The organism is Pseudomonas sp. WS 5021, assembly GCF_012985535.1.
In the GTDB taxonomy this organism is placed as follows: domain Bacteria; phylum Pseudomonadota; class Gammaproteobacteria; order Pseudomonadales; family Pseudomonadaceae; genus Aquipseudomonas.
This window is the reverse complement of sequence record NZ_JAAQWP010000013.1, coordinates 1-23,459: the sequence shown is the minus strand read 5'-3', so window position 1 is coordinate 23,459 and position 23,459 is coordinate 1. Positions and strand designations below refer to the sequence as shown.

The 23,459-nt window shown below is 53.1% G+C and carries 30 protein-coding genes; 4 read left to right on the top strand and 26 right to left on the bottom strand.

The genetic code is table 11. The features are described 5' to 3' along the window. Positions 1 to 52: 52 nt before the first annotated feature. From HBO19_RS27175 to HBO19_RS27160, 4 genes are all read right to left on the bottom strand, one after another. Positions 53 to 1,852: a VWA domain-containing protein gene (locus tag HBO19_RS27175; protein ID WP_169990591.1), complete on the bottom strand. Its 1,800-nt coding sequence runs from the start codon at positions 1,850 to 1,852 to the stop codon at positions 53 to 55. A gap of 80 nt (positions 1,853 to 1,932) precedes the next feature. Next, a complete protein-coding gene (locus HBO19_RS27170) occupies positions 1,933 to 3,132 on the bottom strand; it encodes a DUF3150 domain-containing protein (protein ID WP_169990592.1) in 1,200 nt (399 codons plus the stop codon). A 77-nt stretch (positions 3,133 to 3,209) separates the two neighbouring features. After that, entirely contained in the window at positions 3,210 to 4,181 is a 972-nt protein-coding gene (locus HBO19_RS27165; RefSeq protein ID WP_099168933.1) for an AAA family ATPase, read from the bottom strand. Positions 4,182 to 4,274: 93 nt separating this feature from the next. Next, the gene (locus HBO19_RS27160) at positions 4,275 to 4,634 is read right to left on the bottom strand and encodes a hypothetical protein (RefSeq protein ID WP_047229952.1); all 360 of its coding nucleotides are present in this window, start codon (positions 4,632 to 4,634) and stop codon (positions 4,275 to 4,277) included. 1,808 nt (positions 4,635 to 6,442) lie between these two features. On the opposite strand from HBO19_RS27160, the gene HBO19_RS27155 reads away from it, so the two are divergent. Continuing rightward, the gene (locus HBO19_RS27155) at positions 6,443 to 6,637 is read left to right on the top strand and encodes a hypothetical protein (RefSeq protein WP_099168934.1); all 195 of its coding nucleotides are present in this window, start codon (positions 6,443 to 6,445) and stop codon (positions 6,635 to 6,637) included. Between the two features lie 18 nt (positions 6,638 to 6,655). Here the strand turns inward: HBO19_RS27155 and HBO19_RS27150 are convergent, their stop codons facing one another. From HBO19_RS27150 to HBO19_RS27055, 21 genes are all read right to left on the bottom strand, one after another. Further along, positions 6,656 to 6,796, bottom strand: coding sequence for a hypothetical protein (locus HBO19_RS27150; protein WP_169990593.1), 141 nt, complete (start codon positions 6,794 to 6,796; stop codon positions 6,656 to 6,658). 353 nt (positions 6,797 to 7,149) lie between these two features. After that, on the bottom strand, positions 7,150 to 7,455 hold the full coding sequence (locus HBO19_RS27145) for a hypothetical protein (RefSeq protein ID WP_099168935.1): 306 nt from the start codon (positions 7,453 to 7,455) through the stop codon (positions 7,150 to 7,152). 177 nt (positions 7,456 to 7,632) lie between these two features. Then, entirely contained in the window at positions 7,633 to 7,812 is a 180-nt protein-coding gene (locus tag HBO19_RS27140) for a hypothetical protein (RefSeq protein ID WP_099168936.1), read from the bottom strand. 66 nt (positions 7,813 to 7,878) lie between these two features. Beyond that, the gene (locus tag HBO19_RS27135; protein ID WP_099168937.1) at positions 7,879 to 8,085 is read right to left on the bottom strand and encodes a hypothetical protein; all 207 of its coding nucleotides are present in this window, start codon (positions 8,083 to 8,085) and stop codon (positions 7,879 to 7,881) included. A gap of 249 nt (positions 8,086 to 8,334) precedes the next feature. Further along, positions 8,335 to 8,862 carry a hypothetical protein gene (locus HBO19_RS27130; RefSeq protein ID WP_099168938.1) on the bottom strand — a complete coding sequence of 176 codons (528 nt, stop codon included), beginning with the start codon at positions 8,860 to 8,862 and terminating at the stop codon, positions 8,335 to 8,337. Between the two features lie 319 nt (positions 8,863 to 9,181). Then, on the bottom strand, positions 9,182 to 9,589 hold the full coding sequence (locus tag HBO19_RS27125; RefSeq protein WP_169990595.1) for a Rap1a/Tai family immunity protein: 408 nt from the start codon (positions 9,587 to 9,589) through the stop codon (positions 9,182 to 9,184). A gap of 11 nt (positions 9,590 to 9,600) precedes the next feature. Continuing rightward, positions 9,601 to 9,798 (bottom strand): hypothetical protein, encoded by a 198-nt coding sequence (locus tag HBO19_RS27120; RefSeq protein ID WP_099170541.1) that lies wholly within the window; start codon positions 9,796 to 9,798, stop codon positions 9,601 to 9,603. A 17-nt stretch (positions 9,799 to 9,815) separates the two neighbouring features. Then, on the bottom strand, positions 9,816 to 10,253 hold the full coding sequence (locus HBO19_RS27115) for a hypothetical protein (protein WP_099170542.1): 438 nt from the start codon (positions 10,251 to 10,253) through the stop codon (positions 9,816 to 9,818). A gap of 195 nt (positions 10,254 to 10,448) precedes the next feature. Further along, the gene (locus HBO19_RS27110; RefSeq protein ID WP_099170543.1) at positions 10,449 to 11,330 is read right to left on the bottom strand and encodes a hypothetical protein; all 882 of its coding nucleotides are present in this window, start codon (positions 11,328 to 11,330) and stop codon (positions 10,449 to 10,451) included. A gap of 235 nt (positions 11,331 to 11,565) precedes the next feature. Then, positions 11,566 to 11,814, bottom strand: coding sequence for a hypothetical protein (locus HBO19_RS27105; RefSeq protein ID WP_099170544.1), 249 nt, complete (start codon positions 11,812 to 11,814; stop codon positions 11,566 to 11,568). Positions 11,815 to 11,823: 9 nt separating this feature from the next. Next, on the bottom strand, positions 11,824 to 12,084 hold the full coding sequence (locus HBO19_RS27100; RefSeq protein ID WP_099170545.1) for a hypothetical protein: 261 nt from the start codon (positions 12,082 to 12,084) through the stop codon (positions 11,824 to 11,826). Between the two features lie 28 nt (positions 12,085 to 12,112). Then, a complete protein-coding gene (locus tag HBO19_RS27095) occupies positions 12,113 to 12,793 on the bottom strand; it encodes a VRR-NUC domain-containing protein (RefSeq protein ID WP_099170546.1) in 681 nt (226 codons plus the stop codon). Positions 12,794 to 12,809: 16 nt separating this feature from the next. Further along, entirely contained in the window at positions 12,810 to 12,959 is a 150-nt protein-coding gene (locus tag HBO19_RS28725; RefSeq protein ID WP_332875027.1) for a hypothetical protein, read from the bottom strand. Positions 12,960 to 13,066: 107 nt separating this feature from the next. After that, positions 13,067 to 13,516 carry a DUF6530 family protein gene (locus HBO19_RS27090; protein WP_099170547.1) on the bottom strand — a complete coding sequence of 150 codons (450 nt, stop codon included), beginning with the start codon at positions 13,514 to 13,516 and terminating at the stop codon, positions 13,067 to 13,069. A 138-nt stretch (positions 13,517 to 13,654) separates the two neighbouring features. Continuing rightward, complete coding sequence (locus HBO19_RS27085; RefSeq protein ID WP_099170548.1) at positions 13,655 to 14,230, bottom strand: site-specific integrase; 576 nt, start codon at positions 14,228 to 14,230, stop codon at positions 13,655 to 13,657. 227 nt (positions 14,231 to 14,457) lie between these two features. Then, positions 14,458 to 15,261 carry a hypothetical protein gene (locus tag HBO19_RS27080; RefSeq protein ID WP_099170549.1) on the bottom strand — a complete coding sequence of 268 codons (804 nt, stop codon included), beginning with the start codon at positions 15,259 to 15,261 and terminating at the stop codon, positions 14,458 to 14,460. After that, positions 15,258 to 16,724: a 3'-5' exonuclease gene (locus HBO19_RS27075; RefSeq protein ID WP_076965334.1), complete on the bottom strand. Its 1,467-nt coding sequence runs from the start codon at positions 16,722 to 16,724 to the stop codon at positions 15,258 to 15,260. The genes HBO19_RS27080 and HBO19_RS27075 overlap by 4 nt, the downstream gene beginning before the upstream one ends. Further along, the gene (locus tag HBO19_RS27070) at positions 16,721 to 17,173 is read right to left on the bottom strand and encodes a hypothetical protein (protein WP_076965333.1); all 453 of its coding nucleotides are present in this window, start codon (positions 17,171 to 17,173) and stop codon (positions 16,721 to 16,723) included. Before HBO19_RS27070 ends, HBO19_RS27075 begins: the two co-directional genes overlap by 4 nt. Before the next feature lie 393 nt (positions 17,174 to 17,566). Then, positions 17,567 to 18,346: a matrixin family metalloprotease gene (locus tag HBO19_RS27065; RefSeq protein WP_076965332.1), complete on the bottom strand. Its 780-nt coding sequence runs from the start codon at positions 18,344 to 18,346 to the stop codon at positions 17,567 to 17,569. 14 nt (positions 18,347 to 18,360) lie between these two features. Continuing rightward, a complete protein-coding gene (locus HBO19_RS27060; RefSeq protein WP_130898287.1) occupies positions 18,361 to 18,744 on the bottom strand; it encodes a hypothetical protein in 384 nt (127 codons plus the stop codon). A gap of 355 nt (positions 18,745 to 19,099) precedes the next feature. Next, positions 19,100 to 20,590, bottom strand: a complete 1,491-nt coding sequence (locus tag HBO19_RS27055) for a DEAD/DEAH box helicase (RefSeq protein WP_076965331.1) — start codon at positions 20,588 to 20,590, stop codon at positions 19,100 to 19,102. A gap of 259 nt (positions 20,591 to 20,849) precedes the next feature. On the opposite strand from HBO19_RS27055, the gene HBO19_RS27050 reads away from it, so the two are divergent. The 3 genes from HBO19_RS27050 (at position 20,850) to HBO19_RS27040 (ending at position 23,310) form a co-directional block, all read left to right on the top strand. Beyond that, positions 20,850 to 21,416: a hypothetical protein gene (locus tag HBO19_RS27050; protein WP_028622358.1), complete on the top strand. Its 567-nt coding sequence runs from the start codon at positions 20,850 to 20,852 to the stop codon at positions 21,414 to 21,416. 3 nt (positions 21,417 to 21,419) lie between these two features. Then, complete coding sequence (yejK, locus tag HBO19_RS27045; protein ID WP_076965302.1) at positions 21,420 to 22,421, top strand: nucleoid-associated protein YejK; 1,002 nt, start codon at positions 21,420 to 21,422, stop codon at positions 22,419 to 22,421. Positions 22,422 to 23,073: 652 nt separating this feature from the next. Beyond that, positions 23,074 to 23,310 (top strand): hypothetical protein, encoded by a 237-nt coding sequence (locus HBO19_RS27040; RefSeq protein ID WP_076965300.1) that lies wholly within the window; start codon positions 23,074 to 23,076, stop codon positions 23,308 to 23,310. 40 nt (positions 23,311 to 23,350) lie between these two features. On the opposite strand, the gene HBO19_RS27035 is transcribed toward HBO19_RS27040, so the two are convergent. Further along, the coding region (locus tag HBO19_RS27035; RefSeq protein WP_138762977.1) for an IS3 family transposase at positions 23,351 to 23,459 on the bottom strand (109 nt) is incomplete at its 5' end.

The window sequence follows — 23,459 nt, the reverse complement described above, 5'->3', positions numbered from 1 at the left end:
CGACAGAGGCCTCCCACTAGGGAATGCCCCTAGTGGGTTGAATAGTTATTTGTTAGGCGGCTAATGCTTCGCGGACAAGCTCAAAGAGCGAGTTCTTGAGATTCGCAACCTCCCCAACAGCACGGTATTGGCTGAACAATGCTTTCAGGATGTGCTCCTTGGCATTTCCGAAACCAAGTCCAATGACTTCGATGCCGCTGACCTCACACCGCTGAATAAACTCTTTAGCTGCATGAGTAGTGCCTGCGTTCGGTTCCCCATCCGTTATGACGAAAAGAATCTTCTTCTCGCCCTTCGCACGAAGAACTTCAACAGCAGCCGGCCACAGTGCTTGCGCAAGAGGCGTAAGGCCCTCCGACCTCGCACCAAAGCCACCTTCGCTTACCGCCCTGATCAATCGCTCTTTCGGGCTCTTGATCAATGCGCAGCGCTCAACGCCATCGTTCGTCTTGTTGGGAAATGACATCGCGCCGGTTGTCACCAGCGGAAGCCCTTCCAGCGCGCTTAGGACCGCATAGACTGCGGCTTCGGCCTGATCCATCGCAGATTTCATACTCCCCGACTTGTCGAGAAGAATCTGGATAGATGCAGATTGACGCTCTGCTCGAGACTTGCTTCTAAACACCCGCGTTTCGCCGCCTTTCATCATGGCGATACGGCCAGTGTCGATCCGCTTGCCCTGCCGCTTCAGCCGAACACGGCAATCGACATGCGCCTGTAACAGCCCATTGAGGCACTGTCGCAAACCTGCCGATTGCTCGATGCCCAATTGCACACGGCGGACGCTCGCTTCATCGGATCGGTTCCTCCCCCTCCCATCCAGAGAGAATGGTCGGACCGGATTACCGTCGCGCACTGCATTACGGCCTAGCAACTCGCCCGCCTTGTCGCCTACTTCCGAGATCAACCCTTTCAGGTCGGCTTCAGTTGCATCCTTGGCCTGCTCGCGCAGGTTGCTGGCTTCTGGGGAAGGTTTGCCGCTGCCATTGCTGGAATGCGAGGTTACACCGGCATCGCTGCCGCTACTTGGTTGGGATTGGTCTTGGGGCTTGGAGCCGGACTGGCCTCCATCAGATGTTTCCTGCTTGGATTCGGGTTGCCCCTCCTCTTTGCCTTGATCATCTGAACCCGCACCAGCTTGCTTAGGCTCCTGATGCTGATCGCCTCCACCCGACTGTTGCGAGTCCTGAGGAGCACCCTCAGCACCTTGCTCGGGCTGCAGTTGCTCATCTCCCTGCTCATCCTCTTGCGAAGGCAGCAGGTCGATAATCGCGTCCACCAGACCGAGAACATCTGTTGTGCTCTCGCACGCCAGGGTGTTCTTCACCAGGGTAAGAATCTTATCCGTAAGGTCATTACCAAGAAGGGTCTCCATACGGGCCAGGTAGGCTTTTGCTGGAACCTCAAGCTGCGGTTCCTGGAGTAGCCAGTAACCGCCGTAGAGAATTCCGTTGTGAATCACATGAAGCGCCGGGCATTCATCCACCTGCTCAGGCCGAAACGGCTCAAGCAGAACCTTTCGATTCAGGTAGCGAATATCCGGCTCAGTACCTGGGTACTGATCCATGCTCAATCGTTCAATGCGTATGTCCTCAAGAATGTTCAGCAGATTCTTGCGGAAGGGTGTCGAGCATGAGTCGCGAAAGCAGCCCATGTCAGTGTTGCGGACATGGGAGCATTCGTGTGCGATGTACCCGAAGGACAGCGGCAGATCGTCGTCAGTGAATGGGACGAATACATTTTTTCCATCTGTCTTAGCCTGGACGCCCTCAACATGCACTGTGACCCCAGTTAACTCGGCCAGGTGCTGTGCGTAGATCGGCAGAGTGCCGACCAGGGATTGATTGCTCATCGTTTATCTCCTTTCTCGCCACCGCAAAAAGGAGTAACCCCGCGAGGAGGATTACTCCCACGCAGGGTTTGTTTGTGATGTCAGAACCAGAATGTGCCGAAGGGCATACCAGGTTCGGACGAATTGATTACGAAGAGCGGATCTGTCTGCTCCCCTGGAACGGACTCAGCAGGATCAGCTACCTCGAATGTTGCAGATACTTCGTTGATGCTGTCGTGACGACTCGGACAAGCTTCGCTTACGCCCAGCTCCTCCTCATCCCTCGATACAGCGTCTGCGGGTACCTCTGCAGCTGGTACAGCAACAACAGCAACGATGTCGATCGAGGCTTCGATCTCTACTGCTGCGGGAGCCTCAGTTTCAACACCAGCCGGGACGGCCGACTCAACTGAAGGGAATGCTGGAACGAAGGCCATCGATACATCTTGATGATCGTTGGCAATGTTCAGGTTTTTGATCAGCCGCTTGATAGATTCCTCATCAGAGAGGGCCGACACAAGGGCTACAACGCTGTTGTACTGAGAGCCATTAACCGCACCCGACTTTGGGAGAGCCGCTAGGACTTCCTCAATGTGTCCAGTTAAGGCTTGGACCTCGCTGGACAGAAACATCAGGCCGCGGAGCTTGGCGTTGATCTTCCGTACAGTGTTCAGCGTCGTTTGCGTGACATGGCCACGAGTGGCCAAGCCTGTTTCAAGCAAGCGCTCGGCTGTATCTGCCGTCTCAGCGTACAGCTGATCTGACAAACCACGGACCTGAGTACCCAGCGTGTTTGAGAGATGCTTGTCACCATCTGGGGAAACACGGCATGCCGCGTAACCAAAGTGCATCCCAGCGTCTACCTGCGCCTTCGGTGTTACCGAGGTGCGGATAGCGTCACGCCACTCCTGCTTCTCCCAGCCCTTATTGATCCACTCAGTGATCCAGCGTTCGTAATTGGGAAGAAAGTTATTTTTCAAGTCGTAGAATTGCGTTTTGAGCACTTCCAGTCGGTCTACAACCTCCTGAATTTTGTCCTGAGATACGGCATAGCCACCCAGAAACCTCACGCCACACTCTTCCACTACTTTCGTAGCCTGCCGTTTGATCTTCTCGAACGGTTTTAGCTTATCTGGGTCGATTACACGCATCGATCCCAGAGAAGCCAAAATTGTAGGAGGAATCTTACCCTCCAGCATTTCAGGCTTTAGTTTTTTCCTAGCAGTCCATAGATGGATGCCGGAAAGATCGACCAGCAATAGTTGGTCAAGGACTTTGATCTCACTCTGTTGAATGGACATTTCACGATTCTCCTTTCTCACATGCATGAAAAAGGGGGAATCGCGCCCTTGGGGGGGAGATTCCCCCTTAGGGTTTTTTACACAGCAGCTTTCCAATCGCCACCGAATACACTTTCGGCGATCTTACGAATTGCTGTCTTCTGAACTAGATCGCAGCGGTTGAGCAACGATTCATCCAGTGAAAGTTGAAGGGGATTAGACGCGCGTTGATGAGTGTATCCACAAGAGATACGCCCCCAACGAAGCAATGTCCGTGTGGACATTGTGACGCTCAGGTAATTACCACCTAATCCTTTATGCTGGTTACGAATTGAGTTCGCAACCTTAACCATATTTTTTGCCATATCTACAGGTAGCATTGGCAAAGTAGATATTAAGGTTTGTACTTCATCAGCTTCATCAAGGTACGGAACCTCAAGGACTCTGAATCGATCCAGCGATGCCAAGTTCTGCTGCATGGTGCCAGCATATACTCCTGAAGCATCACCCTGCCCTGCTGTGTTACCACAAGCAACGAACCGGAAGTTTGGATGCGGCTTAATGACCTCACCGTTATTTTCTGCAATCACCAAGGGCCTCCCCTCAGTAACAGCATGCAAACCCACAGTAACTGCCGGATCAAGGGCGTCATATTCATCGATTACGAATACGAAGCCATGTCGCATTGCTTGGGTAAGCGGCCCATCCACAAACTTCGTGTTTAGGTCACCACTTACCGGATCGGTGACAGGCAGGTTGTAACCAGTAAGCTCTGGCATTTCCATTCGGCTATGAGCCGAAACGGTGATGCAAGGCCAATTGAGATGGGCAGTGATTTGCTCGACGAGCGATGACTTACCAGTCCCCGTTGCGCCGATGAGCATGAAACTATCCCCAAACGGAGCGTAAAGCCAACCCATGAACGGCTTGACCAACATCTCGCGGAAGAAATACTTTCCGTTCTTCGGAGCGACGTGATGCATCCACTGGTGCCCATCAGCAAAACCAGGCGCTTTCGCGTTGGTATTGAATCCGAACTCACTCATTTCAACATGTGCGTTGAATTGCATTTTTTTAATTCTCCATTCTCGAAAGCAGTAGCCCAAGAAAAGGAGAATCCCCATAGGGGAAGACTCCCCCAGTGGGCGATTTATTTGTGCGGTTTACGCAGCAACTACTAGGTCGATGACAGACAGGCTGTCTTCACTGGTTTTTTTAGTGAAGCTTACGACTGGTGTGAGCCCGTGATAAACCAACTCGGCACACAACGAATGCATCATCCATGGCGGGCAGCTGACCAAAATGGTAGTTGCTCCAGTCTTCTTTGCTTCAGCAAGGGCAATTTCAGCAAGGCGCATAACACGCTTTGCGATACTTTCCTTGTTTGGCAGCACCGGGAAGAAAAGGAGATTACGAATCTCCTGGAATTCCTTCCAACTCGTTAGATCACAAACCCCGAAGGATTCGAGTTCACGTGTAGTTTTAAACTTGGTCAGATTAACGACGACGTTGGTATTGCTCATATTCTCAACTCCAGTTTTCAGAGCGGAGAAATCCCATACGGGTTTCCCCGCATGGGTAGGTTTTTAAGCTGATTAGAGTCGCAGCTAACGACCCGTGCGTGGCACGGACAAACATCTACGCTCATGCGTGGATGATTGATTCTGGGGGGTAGCATAGGTCAAATGGACTTACGCATACTTGAACAGCCCCGATCGGGACTGTGAAGATTCTTGAGCTGCAGTAGCGCGCAGCTTACGCACCTTTCGGCTGACCAATGATGCCTATTTACAGTGTGGCCTGCAAGCTTCTAGCATCACGCAAATTTGCGGCCTAAAGACCTTCGTTCCTCGCTTTAGGTTGCCCAGAAATATTGAGCCTCCACAGCTAAAAAACCCCGCTTACGCGGGGCCTGTTCCGGTCAAATGTCGTCGTAGTGATCGCGCAGCCAGGTCAACACCCGGTAGCCTTGGGCGACCTTGATGAGCGCGCAGAAACTTTCCCACGCCGCACGGCAACTCAATTTGAAAAGACGCATAGGCGGCTTCCTCAAAAAAGAAGCCTGGCCCCGCCGCCCTTACCGGGCAAGGCAGCGGTTCTACTGAAAGGGGTCAGCGCTTTCAGCGAGCCAGGTGTTTGTCGGCCCTTCCCTCCCGGCGCGTTTTCCAGACGCGGTGAAGGGGCCAGGGCAATACATGCCCTTGGATATACGTAATACCGCAAAACAGCGGGAAGAAAAAAGCACTTTCGCGCTTTTTTGAAATATAGAACCCCCCTATAACCATCCGTCCGGTTTTTTCTTGACGCGGCCCTGGCATGACGTTCTAGTCAATTTCCACAATCACAGCTCAATCCGTCTATATCGCCCGTAGTTACGCGGGGTTCCAAGTCGTTCAGCATGATTTGAATGATGCAAATCAACGCCGAATTCGCCGTCGTGATTTGGGATGAAAGAAAAAACCAACCACAAACGGAACTGCTTAGCCATTGCTAAACGGTCGAAACGTAATTTATGATCGATTCGTCAGCGCTTTCAGCGAACCGCATACCGAACTCCAATTCTGTAAGCACAAATAAACCGCCCCTCCAACGGCGGTTTTTTTGTGTCTTAACTCCGCCTCGGATTCGACACTCCGCGCCCAGCGCTTTTGCGAGTGCCAAAAAAAACCGCCCTGGCCTAAGCCAGAACGGTCCAACCTATCAGCCTTTACTGGTCATCAAGACAGTCTCGCAGCATTTCGTATACGTGATGAACACGCACACAAACCACCACGAAGTCCCACGCACGTTTCAAAAACTTAAACATGCTGCGGCCCTCCAGTAGTTGGGCCTAACCTCCAGTGCGCTTATCGGGATACGCGAACCTTTGGGATAACACGCTAGTGTCCCCTGTGAGGCGGCAGGGCTAAGGGCCTCCTGCATAAAACCCGACACGGATTACTAGCCCGTGGCAGGAGGTCCAAAATTCTCGCGCATGCCCGGCCAACCTCAAAGGCTGACGAACGCGGAACTACTAGCAATATACGAACAAAAACGGGCTTTGTGTTGCGGCGGATGGCCTCAATGAAGCCCAAAAACGCACACATATAGGCAAAAGCCCCAGCGGCCGGGCGTTTGCCGGGTATGGATTTTTTCGAGAAAGTCGCCCGCTGATCATTAATAACGATTATTTATTTACGCTAAACCGTAAACTCGATAGGATCAGCGAACGCTAGTGTTCCCTGTGAGCATGCAAGCCCGGCCACTAACCGGACCTGCAAAGAAAAACCGCCCTACTAAGGCGGTTTTTTTTCGTCTGAACTTTCTCCGTTACGCCTTACACGGAGTCGCTATGGCTATCACCCTGGAGCTGTCCGCCTTTGAGCTTGAAACGCTGGCTGACTTCCGCCGACTGCACGCTGAGTACCAACGCACAACCTCCAGCACGCCCAGCCTGGAACTTGACAAACTGTACAGCGCAATCAGCACCTCGGCGCAGATCCTCGCGGAAACCTTGGACAAGGCCGCCCGCGCCCATGGCGTGTAGCCAACGGCTATCAGGCAATCACTGCTCAAGTTCCTGCAGGCGCGCCCGGCCGGTGTTGTCGAAGGCGATATAAAGCGCTTCAAGGTCCGCCGGATTCAGGCCGCAGATGACCTCCAGGCCTTCGGCGTAGCCCTCGGCCCGTTCCAGGGCCAGGCGCACGGTGCAGGCATCCTAGGCAAGCTCCAGGCGCTCCAAGCGTTTTAGCGCGTGGTCACGCACCAGGGGCGGCAGCGGCCCCCGGCCAGTTGATCGGCGGCGCTCATGCTGGCACCGGGCTAACTGTGTCTAGCGCGGTTCGTAGCACTTGCAGGGGGTAACGTTCGCCGCGAATCAAGTTCGGGCACTTCTCTTTATGCCAGGCAAACGTAATCGCCCTGGCCGCGCTGTCGAACGGTTGACGCCCTTCGCAATGCCGGCATTCCAAATAACGTGGCCCAAGTACCCAGTCGCGCGCCCAGTCTTCAACCAGGGCGGCAGCGTAATGCGGTGCGTTACTGTCACGCGCGCTCATGTCACACCGCCAGGGCGGTGCAACCGGAGCGCCATTCCTTCCAACCGCTCATGGCGTAGGCCTTGGGCTGGATCAGTTGTTCAAAGGACTGCGTGCCGGGGCCCTCCAGGCCGTCCAAGTAAGCGCACAGTTCGCTCAAGGCCTCACCAAAGGGCACTGGGGCTTCGGCGCTCAGGGTGGCATTCAGGCGCTCGTTCAGGCCGGCGCCGAGCGCCTGGGGCAAGTCGTTGAGCAGCTCGCGCACCTGGGCACGGGTCAGCAGCGGTTCTTCGTAGTGGTCGAAGGCGGATAAGTGAGGCGCTGGCATCGAGGTCGCTTCCTGTTTCGAGTAAGGGCGAAGATTGCGTAACACCACTCCAGGGGGTTCTGGTGTGCCACTCCAAGGGCGTTATGGTTTCCGCGGGCACAAAAAAAGGCCCCAACACTCGGGGCAAGTGTGGGGGGCCTGTTTTACACAAGTGGCGTATTGTTAACGCCGATTCACTCAGTATATCGGCATCAATGGCGGTTCCCCGTCTTTCTGCCAGCCCAGATGGTATTCGGCGTACTGATCCGCACCGTCCTGACAGACGCACACGGCCAACAGCGTCCAACCATGGGTGATGTAGCTTTCGGCCTGGTGATAGGTGACCTTGATCAGCTTGCGGGTGTCTTCAATCGCCATTGATGCAACTCCTTGTGATGGTGGCCTATTGTAAGCACAGCGGCCGAGGTGGCGGAATTCCTTTGGTTATGACTGCTCGGCGACCTTGAATTCGCGCACGCGGGCTTCGGACCCCTCGCGGGCATCATCCAACAGTGTCAGGCGCTCGGTTTCAGTGATCGCGGCCACGTCATACAGCGCCTCGGCATAGGCGCGGGCATGTTCCTCGGTGCGGTCGATGTACTGTCGATTCGCCTTGGCGATAGCCAGCACCTTGCGCCGGGCTTGATTCATGTACAGCGTTTATTCGTGGTCGGTATAGGTCGGCATGGCGGGGGTTCCTTTCTGTTCGGTTCGTAAGGGGTTTCGAAAGCGCGTATGACGGGGCTCCATGCTTCGTTTTCCATGTCATTTCTCCTTGAACAGATCAGTGGTGGTTCGTCAGACAAGAATCGGCAATTGGTCGGTCAATATTCCGACTCCGCTTAGCTTTGACCTCCAACCGCAGTGCGCCACACCTTCTTCGACAGATCAGGCACTGCGTCAGAATCTATTTTGCGACCTGAAAAGCGTGCTGATAGAAACGGCCAGACGTTCTTCAAATGAAGCGTTGTGATGGATGCTACCGGGACTGTTAATCTGAGCCGCGAATTTGTTTAAGCCAGAGTGATTTTCAACGTATAAGTCCCCCACAAGGTGGCGAGGCACTCCGAGGCTGACCGATATATTGATAACCTCATCAAAATCCTCCGCACCATCTTCAAAATAGCCAGGATACCGAGGGACATACCCCTTTAGCTGTCCCTCATAGTTTAGAGCTATAGACTCACCAAATTGAATGAAAACAGGCTTCTCATCAAACCTATCATCTAGTTGACTCAGCTGAACCATAGCGCCCTTAATATCGTCCAGGCGTTTGAAGGATTCAAAGATGAATGCCTCAGGAACCCCAAACTTCCTCGCAACCATCGCAGCCTTGCGGAGATTTCTTTTAATTAAAAATTTGTATATGGCTTTGCCAATCACTACAACCAACAATATTGTGGTAACGAGGCCAATGATCTCAAACATAATTTCCCCCTAGTCCAGATCTTTTGGTTGTCACACTTGCGATTTCCTATACGTCTTCGTCGTTTGGATTTAGTCTAAAATGCCACGCCAACAGCCAGCCCATCAGCCCGGCAAACATCCCAAATATCTTTGTCGACCATAGGGACCCTCGACCTCCAAAATTGCAAATTTGAAGAACGCCAATTGCAGTACCCACGCAAGGACTCCAACGGTTATTCCGTGCCTTGAGGCAATTTTATAAGTGAGGGTGGCTAACACTGCGAGCGTAGCCAGCCCGATGATTGCGTGACTCAGTAAAATCGGCATGGCGTTTTCATTGTTAGTTACAGGGATATGCAGACCGCATGAAAAGGTAGACGGCTGCCGTACTTTGTTGAGCTTTAAGTTCATTACTCATTTTGCGATTTGCCCACCCCATAAACCCATCGACCAGTGACTTGTTCGTCACCTGATCTGGAATGCATATAGGGCCGCCCCGCTTGAAAGAATGCTCGTTGAAGGCATCCGCAAATGTCCAAGCGTCTCGCCAGATTTGAAACTGCACATTGCACAGAAAGACACTCGCCACATCGAGTTCGCTGGCTTTTGCTTGCGGAATGCTCACCGCCTTGCACGCGTCTACTAGACCTTGCCCTGTCGACCAATCGAAGCCCGACGCGACGGCTGGTGTAGCTCCCGCCAAAACCGATAGTGGACCCAGAAGCGCTAATAATCGAAATCCCTTCATGACTCGTTTTCCTAAGTGTTTACCTGATCCCAAAGGGGCTGAACATGCTCCATGACCTCTTCTATCGAGCGGGTGCGTCGCTCAGCCTCAAGCAATGCTTTTGCGGCACGGTGCGCTTTACGTTCGCCCATCCAAAGCATGACAAAAATGGCGATTGCTATCACTGATAAAACAAGGGCTGCTGATAAAGTGAGTACGATGGGTTCCATTACTTTTTTCCTGGATTTCAGTACGACGAGCAGGTCGTATAGCCGTAATTGGTGATGCAGTTGGTGTTTTTAGGCGTGTACACCGGATTCTGGGGTGCTGAGATGGAGGGCTGCATCGTAGCGCCTACTCGATCCGCCACTGTGGCCAGATCCGCGCACGTCATTTCCATAACCGGGCGATCGGCCTCACCCACTACGATGGTGCCGGCTTGTGCCAAGCTCGCCTGGACCATGCTGCCTAGCTTTGCCTGGTCGTACAGGTATTGGCTGGGATAGCCCTGAGTCTGAAAAACCACGTAATGGTTAAATTGGTTGACGCTCATCAAATGCTCGCGCTTGCAGATACTGGCTTGAGCGACGCGCGTGGCGATGTGATGGTAATCGGATTCGGGTAGTTGGGTTACGCAGCCACTAAGTGCTAGCGCACTGGCGAGTGTTATAGCGATCCGTGTCATTTTTGACTTCTCTAAAGCTGTTCGATTCAGCGGGCAGAAAGTGCCCAACTCCTACTGCAAAAGGCCCAATCAAGGGCCGGTGGTGTCCAGCGATTTCCGTTCTATCAGTGATTGTCAGGAGAAGACCTTTTTAAACGGCCAGGAATGACCTGATCATCTGACGATCATTGAACGACAGCACAGCGCGCAGCCTCATCAGCACCAAAGAACTGGTCGCGGCAAGTTGTTAGGATCAGCTTCTAGCCTCGACGCAAGATCCCGATCAGACACACGGCGCAACGCCTCAGCGGCCACAAACTGAGCGCGCATCGCAAGTACCATCAGCTCGATCCGGGTCATGCCGTGCGATGCATATCGGGTACCGACATAGTCAGGGAAAAGCGCGATAGCGCCGCGAAGGCGATCGTCGTGCGCAGTCGATACCTCGCCGATCAGCGCTTCGGCTAGTTTAACAAGGTGGTGCGACAATTTGCGGTATTGCGCCTCGGTCCAGCCGCGCGCGGCAAGTGCCCCTTTGAGCGCCAGTTCGGCGGTCAAGCAGATCGTCTGTACGGCCGCGTCGATATCGATGTCACCGGCAAGGATGCGAGCGGTCGCCGTGAGGGACGAGCGCGCGTTGGCGAGTAACTGAGGTGCATCCCCAGTCCCATGCTCCAGATCACTGACCCCATAGGCGAAATCCCACAGATCGGCAACGCCATAAAAGGCACGCCAACCCTGTTCTGGATATTGTTCGAATATAAATTCCAGCTCATCACGCGGTATCTCGATGCACTCGATGAGGTCAACAGAGACGGATCCATATCCGATGGCGATTCGAACCGGGTACATCTGGTCACGCAGCGCCACCCCGCCTTTGAGCATCGCTGGCATCGAGAAATCACCTTCGGGATAGAGCGTATGGTAGATCGCCATGAGCGGGTCCCACATCGCCTTGTCGAACACATCGCCGGAAATGCGGTTGGCCTTCATCCAGGCCATCGCCACGTGAAACGGCCGCTGGTGCAGTTTCAAGCCCTGCGTGATCAGTTCTTCGTCGCGTTGCCACACGAACTCCTTGTCGATGGTCTTCGTCATAAAACTTCTCCTCTCTGGGCTTAACACGGGGAGATGCGTTCAAAATGAACGCAACGATCCTGGACGCTTGAATCGTGCCTATCTCTAAGGCCTCGGCCCCGGTTTGCGGCCGGGACTTGGGGTGTACCTGGTCGTTTTCCTATACGTCGGCGTTTTAGGTGAAGTAGTCGCAAAATGCGCGAGCTACCAGCGCCGCGTTCTCGGTCGTAGGTTGGAGAAACCGAAGATCGTCACCCTAGGTTGCGTCGCCTCCGCAGCAACCGCGCTGACCGAAGGATGTGCTGGATTCACCAAATTCCCGGTCAATTCGCATGTACTCCCCCTCCGACAGCTCCAGGTGCGGAGTGAGTTCGCCCCATAGGAAGTCAACCCCGTCCAGGTCGCCTGGGTCATGCGCCTCGATCTTGAGTACACGGTTGCCGATCAACTCGATCTGATCGAGTACCACCATGGTAAAGGGCCAAAGGCCTTCGGGACGTTTCACGGTATTTTCCTAGATCCGATCATCTTTATAGGCCCACAGGCAATGCCAGTGATTAAGCGAGCCAAATGAGGCATTGCAGTCAGCAAACAGTGTCATGAATCGAGCTCTGAACAGCGCCTGGTTTTCGCGGGTATGAAACTCCTCGCTCAAGAACGCACCGATATCACGATCAATACGCTCTGCGCTTTCGGTGTCTGCTTGCTTCCGAGCGGCGATGTAATGCGCGGCAAGCGTGCATGCGTCCTTCACCAGAGAAGCCGGAAAAACCACTTCGTTTTCTTCAAGCTCTGGCTATGCGTCATTGCTTTAATGCTTTCAGGCGGACCACCCCGCAGTCAAAACCCATGGGGGAAGCAATTCCTCCTGCGAACCGCAGTTGGGAGTCCAGAAGCTTATCGCTTGTCTTTACCTCTACAAGTTTCATGGCCCCGCTCTGAATCACGATCAGGTCTGGCCATCCAGCACGGTACTCATATGGAGCTGCCGAGAATGCCAATAGGATGTCAGCCAGTTTGTCACTGCCCAGGTGATCGAATAACTCCAACATGAACGCTTCCTTCACCCTCGGGAAAAATGCCGCGAGTCTCGAGCTCTTGGACAACTCGTTCACGTTCCGCGCAAGTGCATCCGGGGAAATGCTCCTGACGGTGTCTACGATCTCGGATGTGTGCTCCGCCAGAATCGTCATCTGCGCTTCCAGATACCTGTTAACTGCATCGACCCGATCGCCAAAAGAGTTCCTTGCTGCCAGCGTTTCCAGCGCCGCAGCTTTCATGAGCAAAAGGACAGACCCACCTTCGCAATAACTCACCCTTCCGCCGCTGCTGGCAAACATCTGGCCGACAACTTCCTCTGGTAACCCGGCCGGACCTCCATCTAACGACCAGAGGCGCTTGTCATGCTTCTGCGCCATAACCTCAGTCAGTGACCAGCCGACATTTGCACATTGATCAGAAAGCGTGATTTTCTGCTGTGTCATTTTTTTCCTCTGCTATTCAATCAACACTTGAATGCGGGCCAGCACGTCGTCCATCACCACCTCGGGTGACCGATTCGACGCGCTTTGCTCCTCGGGCCTCAAGATCAACGGTGCGGATCTGATTGCACAGCACGACACCTTGCGTCTCAGTTCCTGAACCGCTCATTGGCACAGCAAAACCGGCATAGCGGGCAAAATCACCACCTTGTATGACGGGGCTCCATGCTTCGATTTCCTGAATATGAAAACCAGTGGACAGATGTCCGACCCTTTTTAAATCTTCCCAAGCTTTTTCAACGCTTCTACCAGCCGATCCAGACTCACATCAAGATGCTTTTTGTTGGCCACGAACTGTTCCTTCATTACACCTAAGAGCCGCGCTCTGTCCGCATCACCCTCTGCAAGAGACACATTGAAACCGCTGGTGTTTGGCAGATGGTCACCACTAGCCGAATACTGCATTGCGCTACATACAAGTGTTGCAAGATCGAAAACTCGATGAACCGGAAGCTCTTCTGATTGCCTTGACCATTTCCCCTCTTTTTCATCGCCGGTGTGTCGCCAAACCTTGGCGGATATTTCTGCTTCTCCAGCCCCATTCCACTGTGCAATGCCAACCGACAAACCTTTAGCATCCGATTTATTCGCATGCGGGCCATCAATTTCGTCGTAATTTTCAAGATTTATGAGTGGTATATGCTTCAAATGCGTAGGAATTTTCAAAAATCACCTATATTTCGCCTATCTGTTTTATAAACATTACTAAATTTACTAAGGTTTGTAAATTAGATGTCCAGCAGGATTTTCTTTGAACGTGTGTATCCCCTACCGTGCGCAGGCTCTGACGCCATCGATAGCCGACTAAAGCGCAATCTCAAACGCTCGGCGTATCACAATCTGGTCAACGCTCAAATACGGCTTGCTGAGATCGAGGCAAGCATGGCCAAGGATGGTTTGCACCGTCTCAACACCCCCCGTTGCAGCCAGTACCTTTGCCGCCAGTGACCGCCTCCCGCTATGGGATGAGCCCTGCTTGATACCCGCCTGGCGGCAGAGCCTGGTGATTGTCTGTTGCAGCGCATCACTGGCACGGTAGGCCACCGGCCCGCTGTCTAACTGGCGATGTTTGAATGCCAATTCAAATGCTTGCCCTTCGTGGGTCATGACCAGCTTCGAATCTGGGCTATACCGTCGGTACTCATCCGCACCAGAAAGCCCCCAACAGCGCTGATACCGGACAACCAACCACGCATCGAGCGCGGCGAGGCATTGGGCATGTGTAAGGTACACATTGCGCGGGCGGCAGCCTTTGGTGATGTCTGCTCGCAAATACACCTCGGGCTTTATAGCACCGCTGGGATACAGCACGTCGCCAATCTCCAACAAGGCCAATTCGGTGACGCGAATGCCAGAGGTGTGAGTGAGCCACAACAGCATCACGTCACGCTCCGGCAGACCGCCAGTGACGGATGCAACGCGGATCAGGTGCTTAAATATTGTCCAGGGCGGAGGGAAGTAGCTCGGCGGGGTGTCATACGGGCTCTCTGTCAGGATTGCACGGGAATCGTGCTGGATCTGGAGAGAGTCAGGCAGTAGCCTCCTGACAAGGGTATCAGCAAGCCCCGCCTGGTGTCAAGGAAAGTTAAATATCCCACTTTGGGGTTCTATACATGGCCACGTGCTCCATCCCAGAAGGATTTGAGATGGAAAAAAATCGCTGGGAGCAAGATCAGAACTACGCTGCCACAGACCGATAACGTCACCACCGTTACTGCGCCGTTGAGTGCGTGCCACATACCGATCTCGAGATAACGTGCCACAAGATCCGCTGACCTGATGATGTACTTCATTGCAACGCCTTCCCCTTGGAAGGGGATCATCTGGAGCAGTACAACTAGGCCTCCGAAACCGATCGTGACGATGGCAAAGCCCTTGAGACCTAGGGCGATATCGGCTGTACTTGGGATCGCGTGCATCGAAATAATCATCACGAGCAATGCAATAGCGAACCCCTGCAATGAACTAGTACCCAGGTGGACGACCGATGCAATGGTACCGGTGGCCACAGCGCCTATCCAACCCAGCAATGGGACCAGGCCCTGGTCGGGAATGCTTAGCTCGTATGCTTTGCCTAAGGAGACAACGGCTATTGCGCTCCCGGCCAACAATGGGGCTACTCCTTGAAATAGGAGGCCAATCGAGTTGCGCAGAGAAAACGGACTGTAGGAAAACTCAACGTAGCCAAGCTGCCCAGTGATCGCATCTGGCGCAAATAAGGCAAGCTTCCTGATTCGAAGGCCGAAGAGCACGCATGCAATCGCGTGAGACATCTCATGTACCGGCCCACCAATGATTCCAGTGCTCCGATAAACAACCCAGGTCTTTGCAGAAAACCGAGAGACCAATCTACCCCAGAGAAATATCGCACCGGCCGACACAATCAAAAGTGCGAGGAAGAGGTAAATCATGCGCGCTGCCCCGCTGTTGCTTCCATCTCCCGGCGGGCCTCAGCGTGACTTTTCTGAATCACGACTTGGGTGATTGTGTTGATCACCAGGACCTTCTTCGCCCTCGTGGCTGCGACATAGAGCAAATTCAGCTCATCAATACGCTGATCGGGGGTGATCTTCTCCTTATCAAAAATGTCTGGGAAATCTTCTTCAAGGACCACCACATCCCACTCCAACCCTTTCGAACGATGGCAGGTGCTTACGATCACATCAGCGTCAAGCGGATCATCTGTTGAGTTGCGTCGTAGGGCTGCTATCAACTTCGGTATGTCCTCGTGCTCTTTGAGTATCCTGAGCATCCGGTTCATCTCGGCATCTTTAGATTCCTCAGCCGCTTCCGAAAACCCACCAAAGTCACTGAACTGCCCGAACAATCGCTTGTTGCGAATCTCCTCCTTGCGGCCAACTTTCAGATAGTAAACATCCTCAAGGTCGGCAATCTGATATGCCTCAATCCCCCCATTCCAGTAGACAACTTGACCGTCAGAGACTGCGTCAATGGCCGTCATAATCACACCAATCACCGTGCGGTTGAGAACGGTGTAGTGGCTACAACCAAAAGGCAGCGATGTCGTCACCTTGTCCCGGGCACCAAACCCAACCAGGGGACGAGTTTCCCCTTGTTGTCTGAGGATCGCATTTGCTACGCCGGCAATCATCGGACCGAACCGGAATGAATTGGTCAAGTACATCGACGCCGCTCCCTGTACGATCTGCGTATCAAGGGCGTTCTCAGCGCCCCGCCAGCGATAGATCTGCTGCCATTTGTCACCAACAAAAATCTTCCTTGCCTTTTGACCCGACACGATCGAGGCGGTGACAGGGTTGCTGTCCTGAGCCTCATCGAAAAGGATCACGTCATACGGCAATTGCGGGTAGCTCAGTTGGTAGAGTTTTAGGTAAGCATCATGCTGGCAGGGAAATTTGCTCTCGATATCGATCATTTCCTCCCAGAGTAATTGGGCATAGCCTAACGTCCGGTCAAGATGATCAGCTCCGTGCTCAGCGGCATCCTCTTCGCTGATTCCAGCAAAATAATGTGCCTCAGTAATTTCAGCATCTGCGCTCGACAGATAGGCGTTAAGCACCGCAATGGAGTCCCTTACATCTCCCCATTTTCGAGTCTTGAGCAGCCCTGAGGCGTCTGTCAGACGAATGTTCCCGAGTTTATGCTGATAGCTCTGGCCAAACTTCGGCCAGGCCAATTGGTGTGAAGTCTTACAGGTGACGTTCTTTGGAAATTTCTCTGCCCCTTCATCCCGAATCGCACGGTTGTACGCCAGATAGAGCATGCGCAAGTGGCTGTGATGGTTGGCATAGGCAACAAGCGTTGTCGTCTTGCCGCATCCGGCATAGGCCTTCACCACCAGATGGTCACCTTGGTATTCGATGATGGGGAGTTGTTCTGCGGTCGACTTCATTGAGGCGACTCCATTCTGTTTTTTGCACATTTACCGCCGTAGATAGACAGCGCTGCTAAGCACCAGAACGAAAACACGGCATCAGTCAGGTCGCCCATTGGGAGATAGCGACCAACCAGAGCTACCGGATCTGTCACCACCAGGAACGTCGCATACCCTGCAACGGCATGCATTCCGAAGGTGCGTAAGACCGCTGCGATGAGAAGGGCAAATAGTGCGCAAGACACCAAGCTATGCGTGGAGTTGGAGCTTGGGGCGAAGTGGGTACAGGCGACGACTATGCCGACCGCTACTGCCATCAAGCCAGCAGTGTGACGGCTGGATATGGAACGCAGCTCTTCGCCGCTGTGCCTGAACGTAAGAATCATGACCGCGTGCGAGCCGATGCCTGCCAGGTAGTCAATGACTGGTGATCGGCATATCGCCGGAGGATATTTTTCGCTGGGCATGTGAGTCTCCTTAGGTGAGGAGATCGTTTCATGCAGGTCGCGGGGAAAGGTCTGGTTTCGGGCGGTTTTTTGGTCTGAATTACGCAGACGCCGCCCCAGATCGGGGCGGCTAAAGGGGGCTTACTGTTTGCTGGTGAGCCTAAGTACCTTGCGTCGATCGTCCAGCCCCACCAGTTTTCCGGTTGCCCCCGCCACTCATACTCTTCATTGCAGCACCTCTGACAGCAGGAGAGAACTACTGCCAATTCGTATTGGAAGAATTAGTAAAAAACGAGATATCTCTTCCGACCTTGGTTGCAATGAATTCGAATGTTTTGCATGTATTTCGGAAGCCTGCAAGGCTCCAATCCTGCGTTTTGATCGAAAGCAAGAGACTGACTCATTTATAATCATTCAGAGCTCATCATGATCATCATGAAAATACTCAACATTCTTGTTGAGCTTTTTACACGAATTTATGAGTTGTGCTTGATATGCTTTATTCTTGAAGCCATACATACATGCTATGGCTATTTTATCCAGAGAAGATGGAGTTTTAGGCGGTTCATAATAAAACTTAGATGTGTTAGGGCGACACCTCTGCCAATGCATAATTGAGTCTTGGTCTTTTTCAGTGACGCGGACTAGCGACAAATTAGTCTCTTCGCATCCCTTTACTGGTGATTTCATTCCGACAAACTCATGTATCAATCCGAGTGCATGGCCAATCTCGTGACCTAAAACGAAATCAATTATAGTGTTATTCGGGTCTATACTTACGACACTAGGTGGGCCATTCCAGGGAAATGTAGCGCGTCCAGCAACTTCCCCCCCGGTGTCCTCGTTCGGCTTCACTGTCGCGTATGTGAAGCGAATATCGATGTCGCTATTTTCCTTAATGCATCGCCCGTCCTCGTATTGAGAGTGTGTGAAGGTGAGATTGGCGTATTGAGTCCAATCGGTCAGCATCTTGTCAATTTTTCTGACAAGTTCGTTGTGACTGTATTTATTCTGCGGAAATGAATTGCTGACACAATAAGTCAAGGTGTGACCGAGAAGTTTGTTAAACTTTATGGATCTGCCGATTGAATGACTGATGGGGTCAGACTCAGTAAGTCCGGCTCTTACTTCCACTGAATGGGAGCTGATGACTATGGTTGCGAGTAAGATGGCGAAAATAAACTGTGATTTCATTCCGTAACCCACCTTTAGTCATTCTTCCAAGCAATATTGGTGATTTTAGCATCTGAAGAGTTGTAGCTGACCGTATGAGTTGTCTCACTACTATCAATAATTGAGAGTTTGTAAGTATCTCCGGTACTATCTGTAAAATACAAATTAATGGAAGATGTAAAACCAGATTTTGGACCTTTTCCGACAACCGTTATCTCATAGTTGTAGATAGTCCCATCAATCCTGGTCAGCTTTATAGACTTAACGCAGGCTCCGCTCTTGCCCACAATCACGTCCGATATATCATTTGAACCATTTATAGAAACATAATGGCCCAATTGAAGTCCGGTTGGGCATTGTGCGTTTGAATTCTCTCCAGGAGAGTTGCAAATAAAATCATCATACTGCGCTTCGCTCATGATTTAGGTCTCTTCTCTTTCTGAGTCTGCTTTAAGGCCGCGGGCACCGGTTCACGGCTGGTGACTCTCAATCCTTGGGCCATAATTAAGAAATCATGTGAAGCCTGACTCTACTGGTCCGGCACAGCGGCGACTTCCATGATTTTCACATCCTTCCCAAAGATAATGCGTCGGCCCTTGCTCGCCGATGAACAGCGCAAGGCGTGTCATGCAAAAGAGATTAGCAGCTGATTAAAGGAAAGAAAGCCAGATGTACCCACAAGTGCGTTCAAGTGGGATTTTCCTGTATTTGCGCTCGCTGCTTTTTAAGAATTTCACCTTTATCTCGGATACCGAAACCTGACGCTTCACTCCCTTATCCGAATCGGCGGTTGCTTTTGGCGCGACGGACGTTGTAACCCTTTACCCAGCTTTTCATATCTTCGCTCGGTGGTTTGGGCTGCACGGTGCCGATCCATGCGCGATCTGGTAGCTCCTTCATGAATGCCTGGTATGCGTACTGAGCCCAACCGTCTTTTTTGCCGGTCTCACAGGCATACCCAAGCAACTCGCAGAAAGTGTGTAGTTTGCTAGTCGGCCCGAGTACTTTGCGTCGATCGTCCAGCTTCACCAGTTTGCCGGTGGCCACCGCCACCCCATCCGGTATTACGATTTCATTGCCACACTTCGGACAGAGCAAGCCGCTGAAAACAAAGCTGCACTTTTGGCAAGGCTTGGTTTTTTTCTCCTGGTCGCCTTTGTCCTGCGGACGGCGGTCAAGACGCTCCCCTTCGCCGTTGTCCATGGCGTCGGGTACCTCGTCTGTAGGCTTCCCGTTTAGCAAGAGGTTGCCAGAGTGGTCGATGATAATGCAGTCGATCTTTCCTGTTTCAGGCGAAAGCCTCAGACCACGGCCAATCATCTGGTAGTGAAGCATCAGGGATTTGGTCGGTCGCGCAATCACAAGGCAACTGGTAGACGGATCATCAAACCCCTTGATCAGCATTGCCACTGAGACCAAGACCCTTATCCTACCCGCCTTGTACTGGCGCAGGATCTCCTCAGTCTCATGCGGCGGCATGTAGCCGTCGATGTGGGCTGCGGCAACGCCCGCTTTCAAGAATTGTTCAGCAAGCTTTTTTGAGTGCTGGACGTTGCAGGCGAAAACCAGTGTTTTGCGGTTTTGACCCAGCTCTTTCCAGTGAGATACCACGTCACCAAGCAGCTTGGCGTCCCCCATCACCGTGGCGAGCTCGTCCTCGATCCAGTCGCCGTTTGGCTTCGTACTCACGCCCTTCAACGAAGGCACGGACGGGGCATAGCACACTGTCGGGACAAGGAATCCCAGGTCAGTAAGCTCAGAAAGAGAGATGCAATTGATCAGCCTGTCAAATATGCGGCCCAGGCCACGGCGCCATGGGGTAGCACTTAGCCCGATTACTGGCACCTTGTTCCGCCGGCACCAGTTGATCAACTCAATGTGGGCTTCATGGATAACATGCGCCTCGTCAATGAGAACAAGGTGTGGCTTGTGGTGGTTGAGCATGTAGTCCAAGCGAGGGCGCAAGCTCTGGATCGTTGCTACCTGGATGGGCTTTCGATAGTCCGTCAATGGGTGGTCTGACTGAATCGCTCCCGCGACCAATCCATCTTTGTGGAACCGCTCAAGCGTCTGATCAAGTAGCTTCAGGCTGTCGACGATGAACCAGGCCTTCCGGTTCTTCGCCTGCGCGCCAGCAATGATGTGCTTGGCCACCTCTGTCTTACCGGAGCCTGTGGGGCTCATCAGCATCTGAATGGTCGCGCCAAGGCTGATGCCCTTGCGGAGTTCAAAATCCTGCTGCTGTTGGTAGGGTCGGAGTTGCATCGAGGTTTCCCGCTGAAAGAACTACAGGCAGGAAACCATTGCCTCGAAAAAACCCAAGCTAGGTGCTTGATCCACCTGATGGACACAGCCCGGGCACAGCCTGATGGAGACAGATGTTTTTTCTGAGAATGCGAGCCGATATGGACCATCCCTGAAGCCCGTATCTTGATTTGGGTTTTGCGGGTTACGTGCAAACGTAATCGTCATTGCCTGTGCTTTCGCCCAGGCGTCAATGATGGCCAAGTCAAAGGAGGCCTAGATGGATGACGTAGGAAAGGCACGCGCTCTTAGGTATGCAGAGTCGTTGCGAAACGCAAGCTGGGTTATCGATAAGGATTCAGCAAACGCACAAAATGCCGTTGGATTCTGGCTTTACTCATACAACCTGGTTGCAGGCCCCCGGCTCGTAGGCCAACTGACGTTGGACGGCTATCGAGCCATGCAGTCCGGAGAAGATCTGAAAGCACTTGGCGGGCTCCAGCCAGCCGATGTTCTCGGCGCAACCCTCACCGCCTATGACGCACTGCCCGACCAGAACCGCAATGCAGGGGAGTCACAAACCGTCATATCAGCGCTGTCCCTATACGCCAGTTCAAGTATGACCTTGCAGGCGCTGGCGCCTCTCCAAACTGGAGCACATCAGCACTTCATGGTGTTCGATTGGCTTACAGCCACCGGCAAAAGGATCTTTCGCCCGGCTGCGGCAGTCACCGGATCCGTTCTTGCTCCTGAAACTCTTGCCGAATTCGGGAACTTAGTGCTCTGCGCGCATATGTCGAAACACCCCCACGAAACGCCTTTCCAACTCCAGACTACAGGTTCTTAACTCATGCCAATCCGTCACATCATCGTTCATCAGATCCACAAAAAGCCTGATGGAACCCCAGCTGTATTGCATGCCCGCGACACTGAACTTGCAGCGTCGGCAGCCATCGAGAACATGCTCGGCGACCTCAACGAGAGCTACAACGCCAAACAGGGCAAGGCCTGGGGTTTCTTCCATGCCGAGTCCGGCGCGCATCCATTCAGCGGTTGGCTGAAGGCGTATTGCGACCGCAGTAAGGATTTCACCACCTTCAGCCGCCTTGCGGTGGATCACCTGCAGAAGCTGATGGAAGAGTCAAATCTCTCCACCGGTGGCCACGTGCTTTTTGCCCACTACCAACAGGGCATGACCGATTACCTGGCCATCGCCCTGCTCCACCACAGTGCAGGCGTGGCGGTGACTGAAGAACTGGACGTGACCCCCTCACGGCACCTCGACCTGGGCCAGCTGCACCTGGCAGCGCGCATCAACGTCTCCGAGTGGCAGAACAACAAGCAGTCCAAGCAATACATTTCGTTCATCAAAGGCAAAAACGGTAAGAAGGTCTTGGAGTACTTCCGCGATTTTATCGGCTGCCAGGAGGGTGTCGACGGCCCAGGCGAGACGCGTACCCTGCTTAAAGCCTTCACCGATTTTGTCGAAAGCGAAGACATGCCGGAGGAGTCCGCCCGCGAAAAAACCAAGACCCTGGTGCATTACGCCAGCAGCCAGGCCAAGCTCGGCGAGCCGATGGGCCTGGAAGAGCTGTCAGGGTTGATCGATGAAGATCGACCAAAAGCCTTCTACGATCACATCCGCAACAAGGACTACGGCCTGTCGCCTGAAATCCCGGCAGATAAGCGTACCCTCAACAAGTTCCGCCGCTTCACAGGACGCGCCGAAGGCCTGTCAATCAGCTTCGAAGCGCACCTGCTCGGCGACAAGATTGACTACGACGAGAACGCCGGCACGCTGATGATTCGCAATCTACCCACCCAGTTGCGTGATCAGCTCAAGCGCGGCTAGAAACCCGCCCCGTCCAGTTCAGGACGGGGCAAATCCTGCTCAATTTTAACGTAAGCCCAGCCCGTCGAACCTAAAAAGCAGCAACGACGATCCCGAGGGTCGCGAGACAGGAAAAAGTTTTTGCAGCGACGTACTGCACACTGCTCTTTGATGCTTACTTGCAGCGTTTGCTCCAAGAATTCAAGGCTCTGACCCATGGGATTTCAGTCAGAAAATTTATACACGGCTATTAAAAACTGAGGAGTAGCAATCCTGAACTGGCGACGGGAACTTGGGATTATCGGCGATCGTGAGAGAAAGAGGCGGATCACTTATACGGAGAACCATTTATGCAGGTCGTCACGCCCCAAGCCTGGAGTCAGGCTGGACTTACCCTCAACCTGGTCATTGGAGTTCTCGGCTCACAGCAGGCGCTTTTTCGGTTGAAAACCAAGCTCGAATTAGCTGTTGAGGACGCTTTGCATGGGCTCTCTCAAGAGGCAAGCCATGAGCTTGGAATTGAGATTGGTCGCTGGAACATCGAAACGTCCAACTCCCAACCAGAGGTCAACAGGTCGGCGTCGAGCGGGCCAGCCCCTGATCATTCAATAGAGGCACCTGCGACCCCCTTGGAGTCGGCATCCGAGGGATCCCTGAAAGCTGGATCATGCCTATGAGCGCCACATTCGCCCTGACACAACACCTCGAGCACGAGCGCTTTATAGTGCGGGACATCTCTGACCAATACGAGGCTCCGACCTTTGACCTGATTTTCCGAGACCAGGAGCACGGCGTTGAGCGTTGCTCCGACAGCGTGTGGAGTTCGCACGAGCAAGCCTCGGTGGCTGCGGAGGCACTGGAGAAGGCGGATCGTCATCCAGTTCACTGGGGTGTCTTGAAGAGTCTCTAACTCAGTATCATGCTAGTCATAATGAATCGCCCCGGGTTTCCTAGACACTCTCCAGGCTCGCTGCGTAACGCTTTTCAAACTCTACCGGTGACAGCTGATTGTTGAAACTGTGGCGTCGTTTTGGGTTGTAAAACATCTCGATGTAATCG

Excerpts from the sequence above, each read along its gene's own strand:
- HBO19_RS27050 (WP_028622358.1), top strand. The coding sequence starts at position 20,850 with ATGGATGACGTAGGAAAGGCACGCGCTCTTAGGTATGCAGAGTCGTTG.
- HBO19_RS27070 (WP_076965333.1), bottom strand. The coding sequence starts at position 17,173 with ATGCCCAGCGAAAAATATCCTCCGGCGATATGCCGATCACCAGTCATT.
- HBO19_RS27110 (WP_099170543.1), bottom strand. The coding sequence starts at position 11,330 with ATGACGAAGACCATCGACAAGGAGTTCGTGTGGCAACGCGACGAAGAA.
- HBO19_RS27130 (WP_099168938.1), bottom strand. The coding sequence starts at position 8,862 with ATGTTTGAGATCATTGGCCTCGTTACCACAATATTGTTGGTTGTAGTG.
- HBO19_RS27065 (WP_076965332.1), bottom strand. The coding sequence starts at position 18,346 with ATGAAATCACAGTTTATTTTCGCCATCTTACTCGCAACCATAGTCATC.
- HBO19_RS27125 (WP_169990595.1), bottom strand. The coding sequence starts at position 9,589 with ATGAAGGGATTTCGATTATTAGCGCTTCTGGGTCCACTATCGGTTTTG.
- HBO19_RS27170 (WP_169990592.1), bottom strand. The coding sequence starts at position 3,132 with ATGTCCATTCAACAGAGTGAGATCAAAGTCCTTGACCAACTATTGCTG.
- HBO19_RS27135 (WP_099168937.1), bottom strand. The coding sequence starts at position 8,085 with ATGAATCAAGCCCGGCGCAAGGTGCTGGCTATCGCCAAGGCGAATCGA.
- HBO19_RS27080 (WP_099170549.1), bottom strand. The coding sequence starts at position 15,261 with ATGATTTACCTCTTCCTCGCACTTTTGATTGTGTCGGCCGGTGCGATA.
- HBO19_RS27120 (WP_099170541.1), bottom strand. The coding sequence starts at position 9,798 with ATGGAACCCATCGTACTCACTTTATCAGCAGCCCTTGTTTTATCAGTG.
- HBO19_RS27040 (WP_076965300.1), top strand. The coding sequence starts at position 23,074 with ATGAGCGCCACATTCGCCCTGACACAACACCTCGAGCACGAGCGCTTT.
- HBO19_RS27060 (WP_130898287.1), bottom strand. The coding sequence starts at position 18,744 with ATGAGCGAAGCGCAGTATGATGATTTTATTTGCAACTCTCCTGGAGAG.
- HBO19_RS27145 (WP_099168935.1), bottom strand. The coding sequence starts at position 7,455 with ATGCCAGCGCCTCACTTATCCGCCTTCGACCACTACGAAGAACCGCTG.
- HBO19_RS27140 (WP_099168936.1), bottom strand. The coding sequence starts at position 7,812 with ATGGCGATTGAAGACACCCGCAAGCTGATCAAGGTCACCTATCACCAG.
- yejK (WP_076965302.1), top strand. The coding sequence starts at position 21,420 with ATGCCAATCCGTCACATCATCGTTCATCAGATCCACAAAAAGCCTGAT.
- HBO19_RS27175 (WP_169990591.1), bottom strand. The coding sequence starts at position 1,852 with ATGAGCAATCAATCCCTGGTCGGCACTCTGCCGATCTACGCACAGCAC.
- HBO19_RS27155 (WP_099168934.1), top strand. The coding sequence starts at position 6,443 with ATGGCTATCACCCTGGAGCTGTCCGCCTTTGAGCTTGAAACGCTGGCT.
- HBO19_RS27085 (WP_099170548.1), bottom strand. The coding sequence starts at position 14,230 with ATGCTGTTGTGGCTCACTCACACCTCTGGCATTCGCGTCACCGAATTG.
- HBO19_RS27055 (WP_076965331.1), bottom strand. The coding sequence starts at position 20,590 with ATGCAACTCCGACCCTACCAACAGCAGCAGGATTTTGAACTCCGCAAG.
- HBO19_RS27165 (WP_099168933.1), bottom strand. The coding sequence starts at position 4,181 with ATGCAATTCAACGCACATGTTGAAATGAGTGAGTTCGGATTCAATACC.
- HBO19_RS27075 (WP_076965334.1), bottom strand. The coding sequence starts at position 16,724 with ATGAAGTCGACCGCAGAACAACTCCCCATCATCGAATACCAAGGTGAC.
- HBO19_RS28725 (WP_332875027.1), bottom strand. The coding sequence starts at position 12,959 with ATGAGCGGTTCAGGAACTGAGACGCAAGGTGTCGTGCTGTGCAATCAG.
- HBO19_RS27095 (WP_099170546.1), bottom strand. The coding sequence starts at position 12,793 with ATGACACAGCAGAAAATCACGCTTTCTGATCAATGTGCAAATGTCGGC.
- HBO19_RS27160 (WP_047229952.1), bottom strand. The coding sequence starts at position 4,634 with ATGAGCAATACCAACGTCGTCGTTAATCTGACCAAGTTTAAAACTACA.
- HBO19_RS27115 (WP_099170542.1), bottom strand. The coding sequence starts at position 10,253 with ATGACACGGATCGCTATAACACTCGCCAGTGCGCTAGCACTTAGTGGC.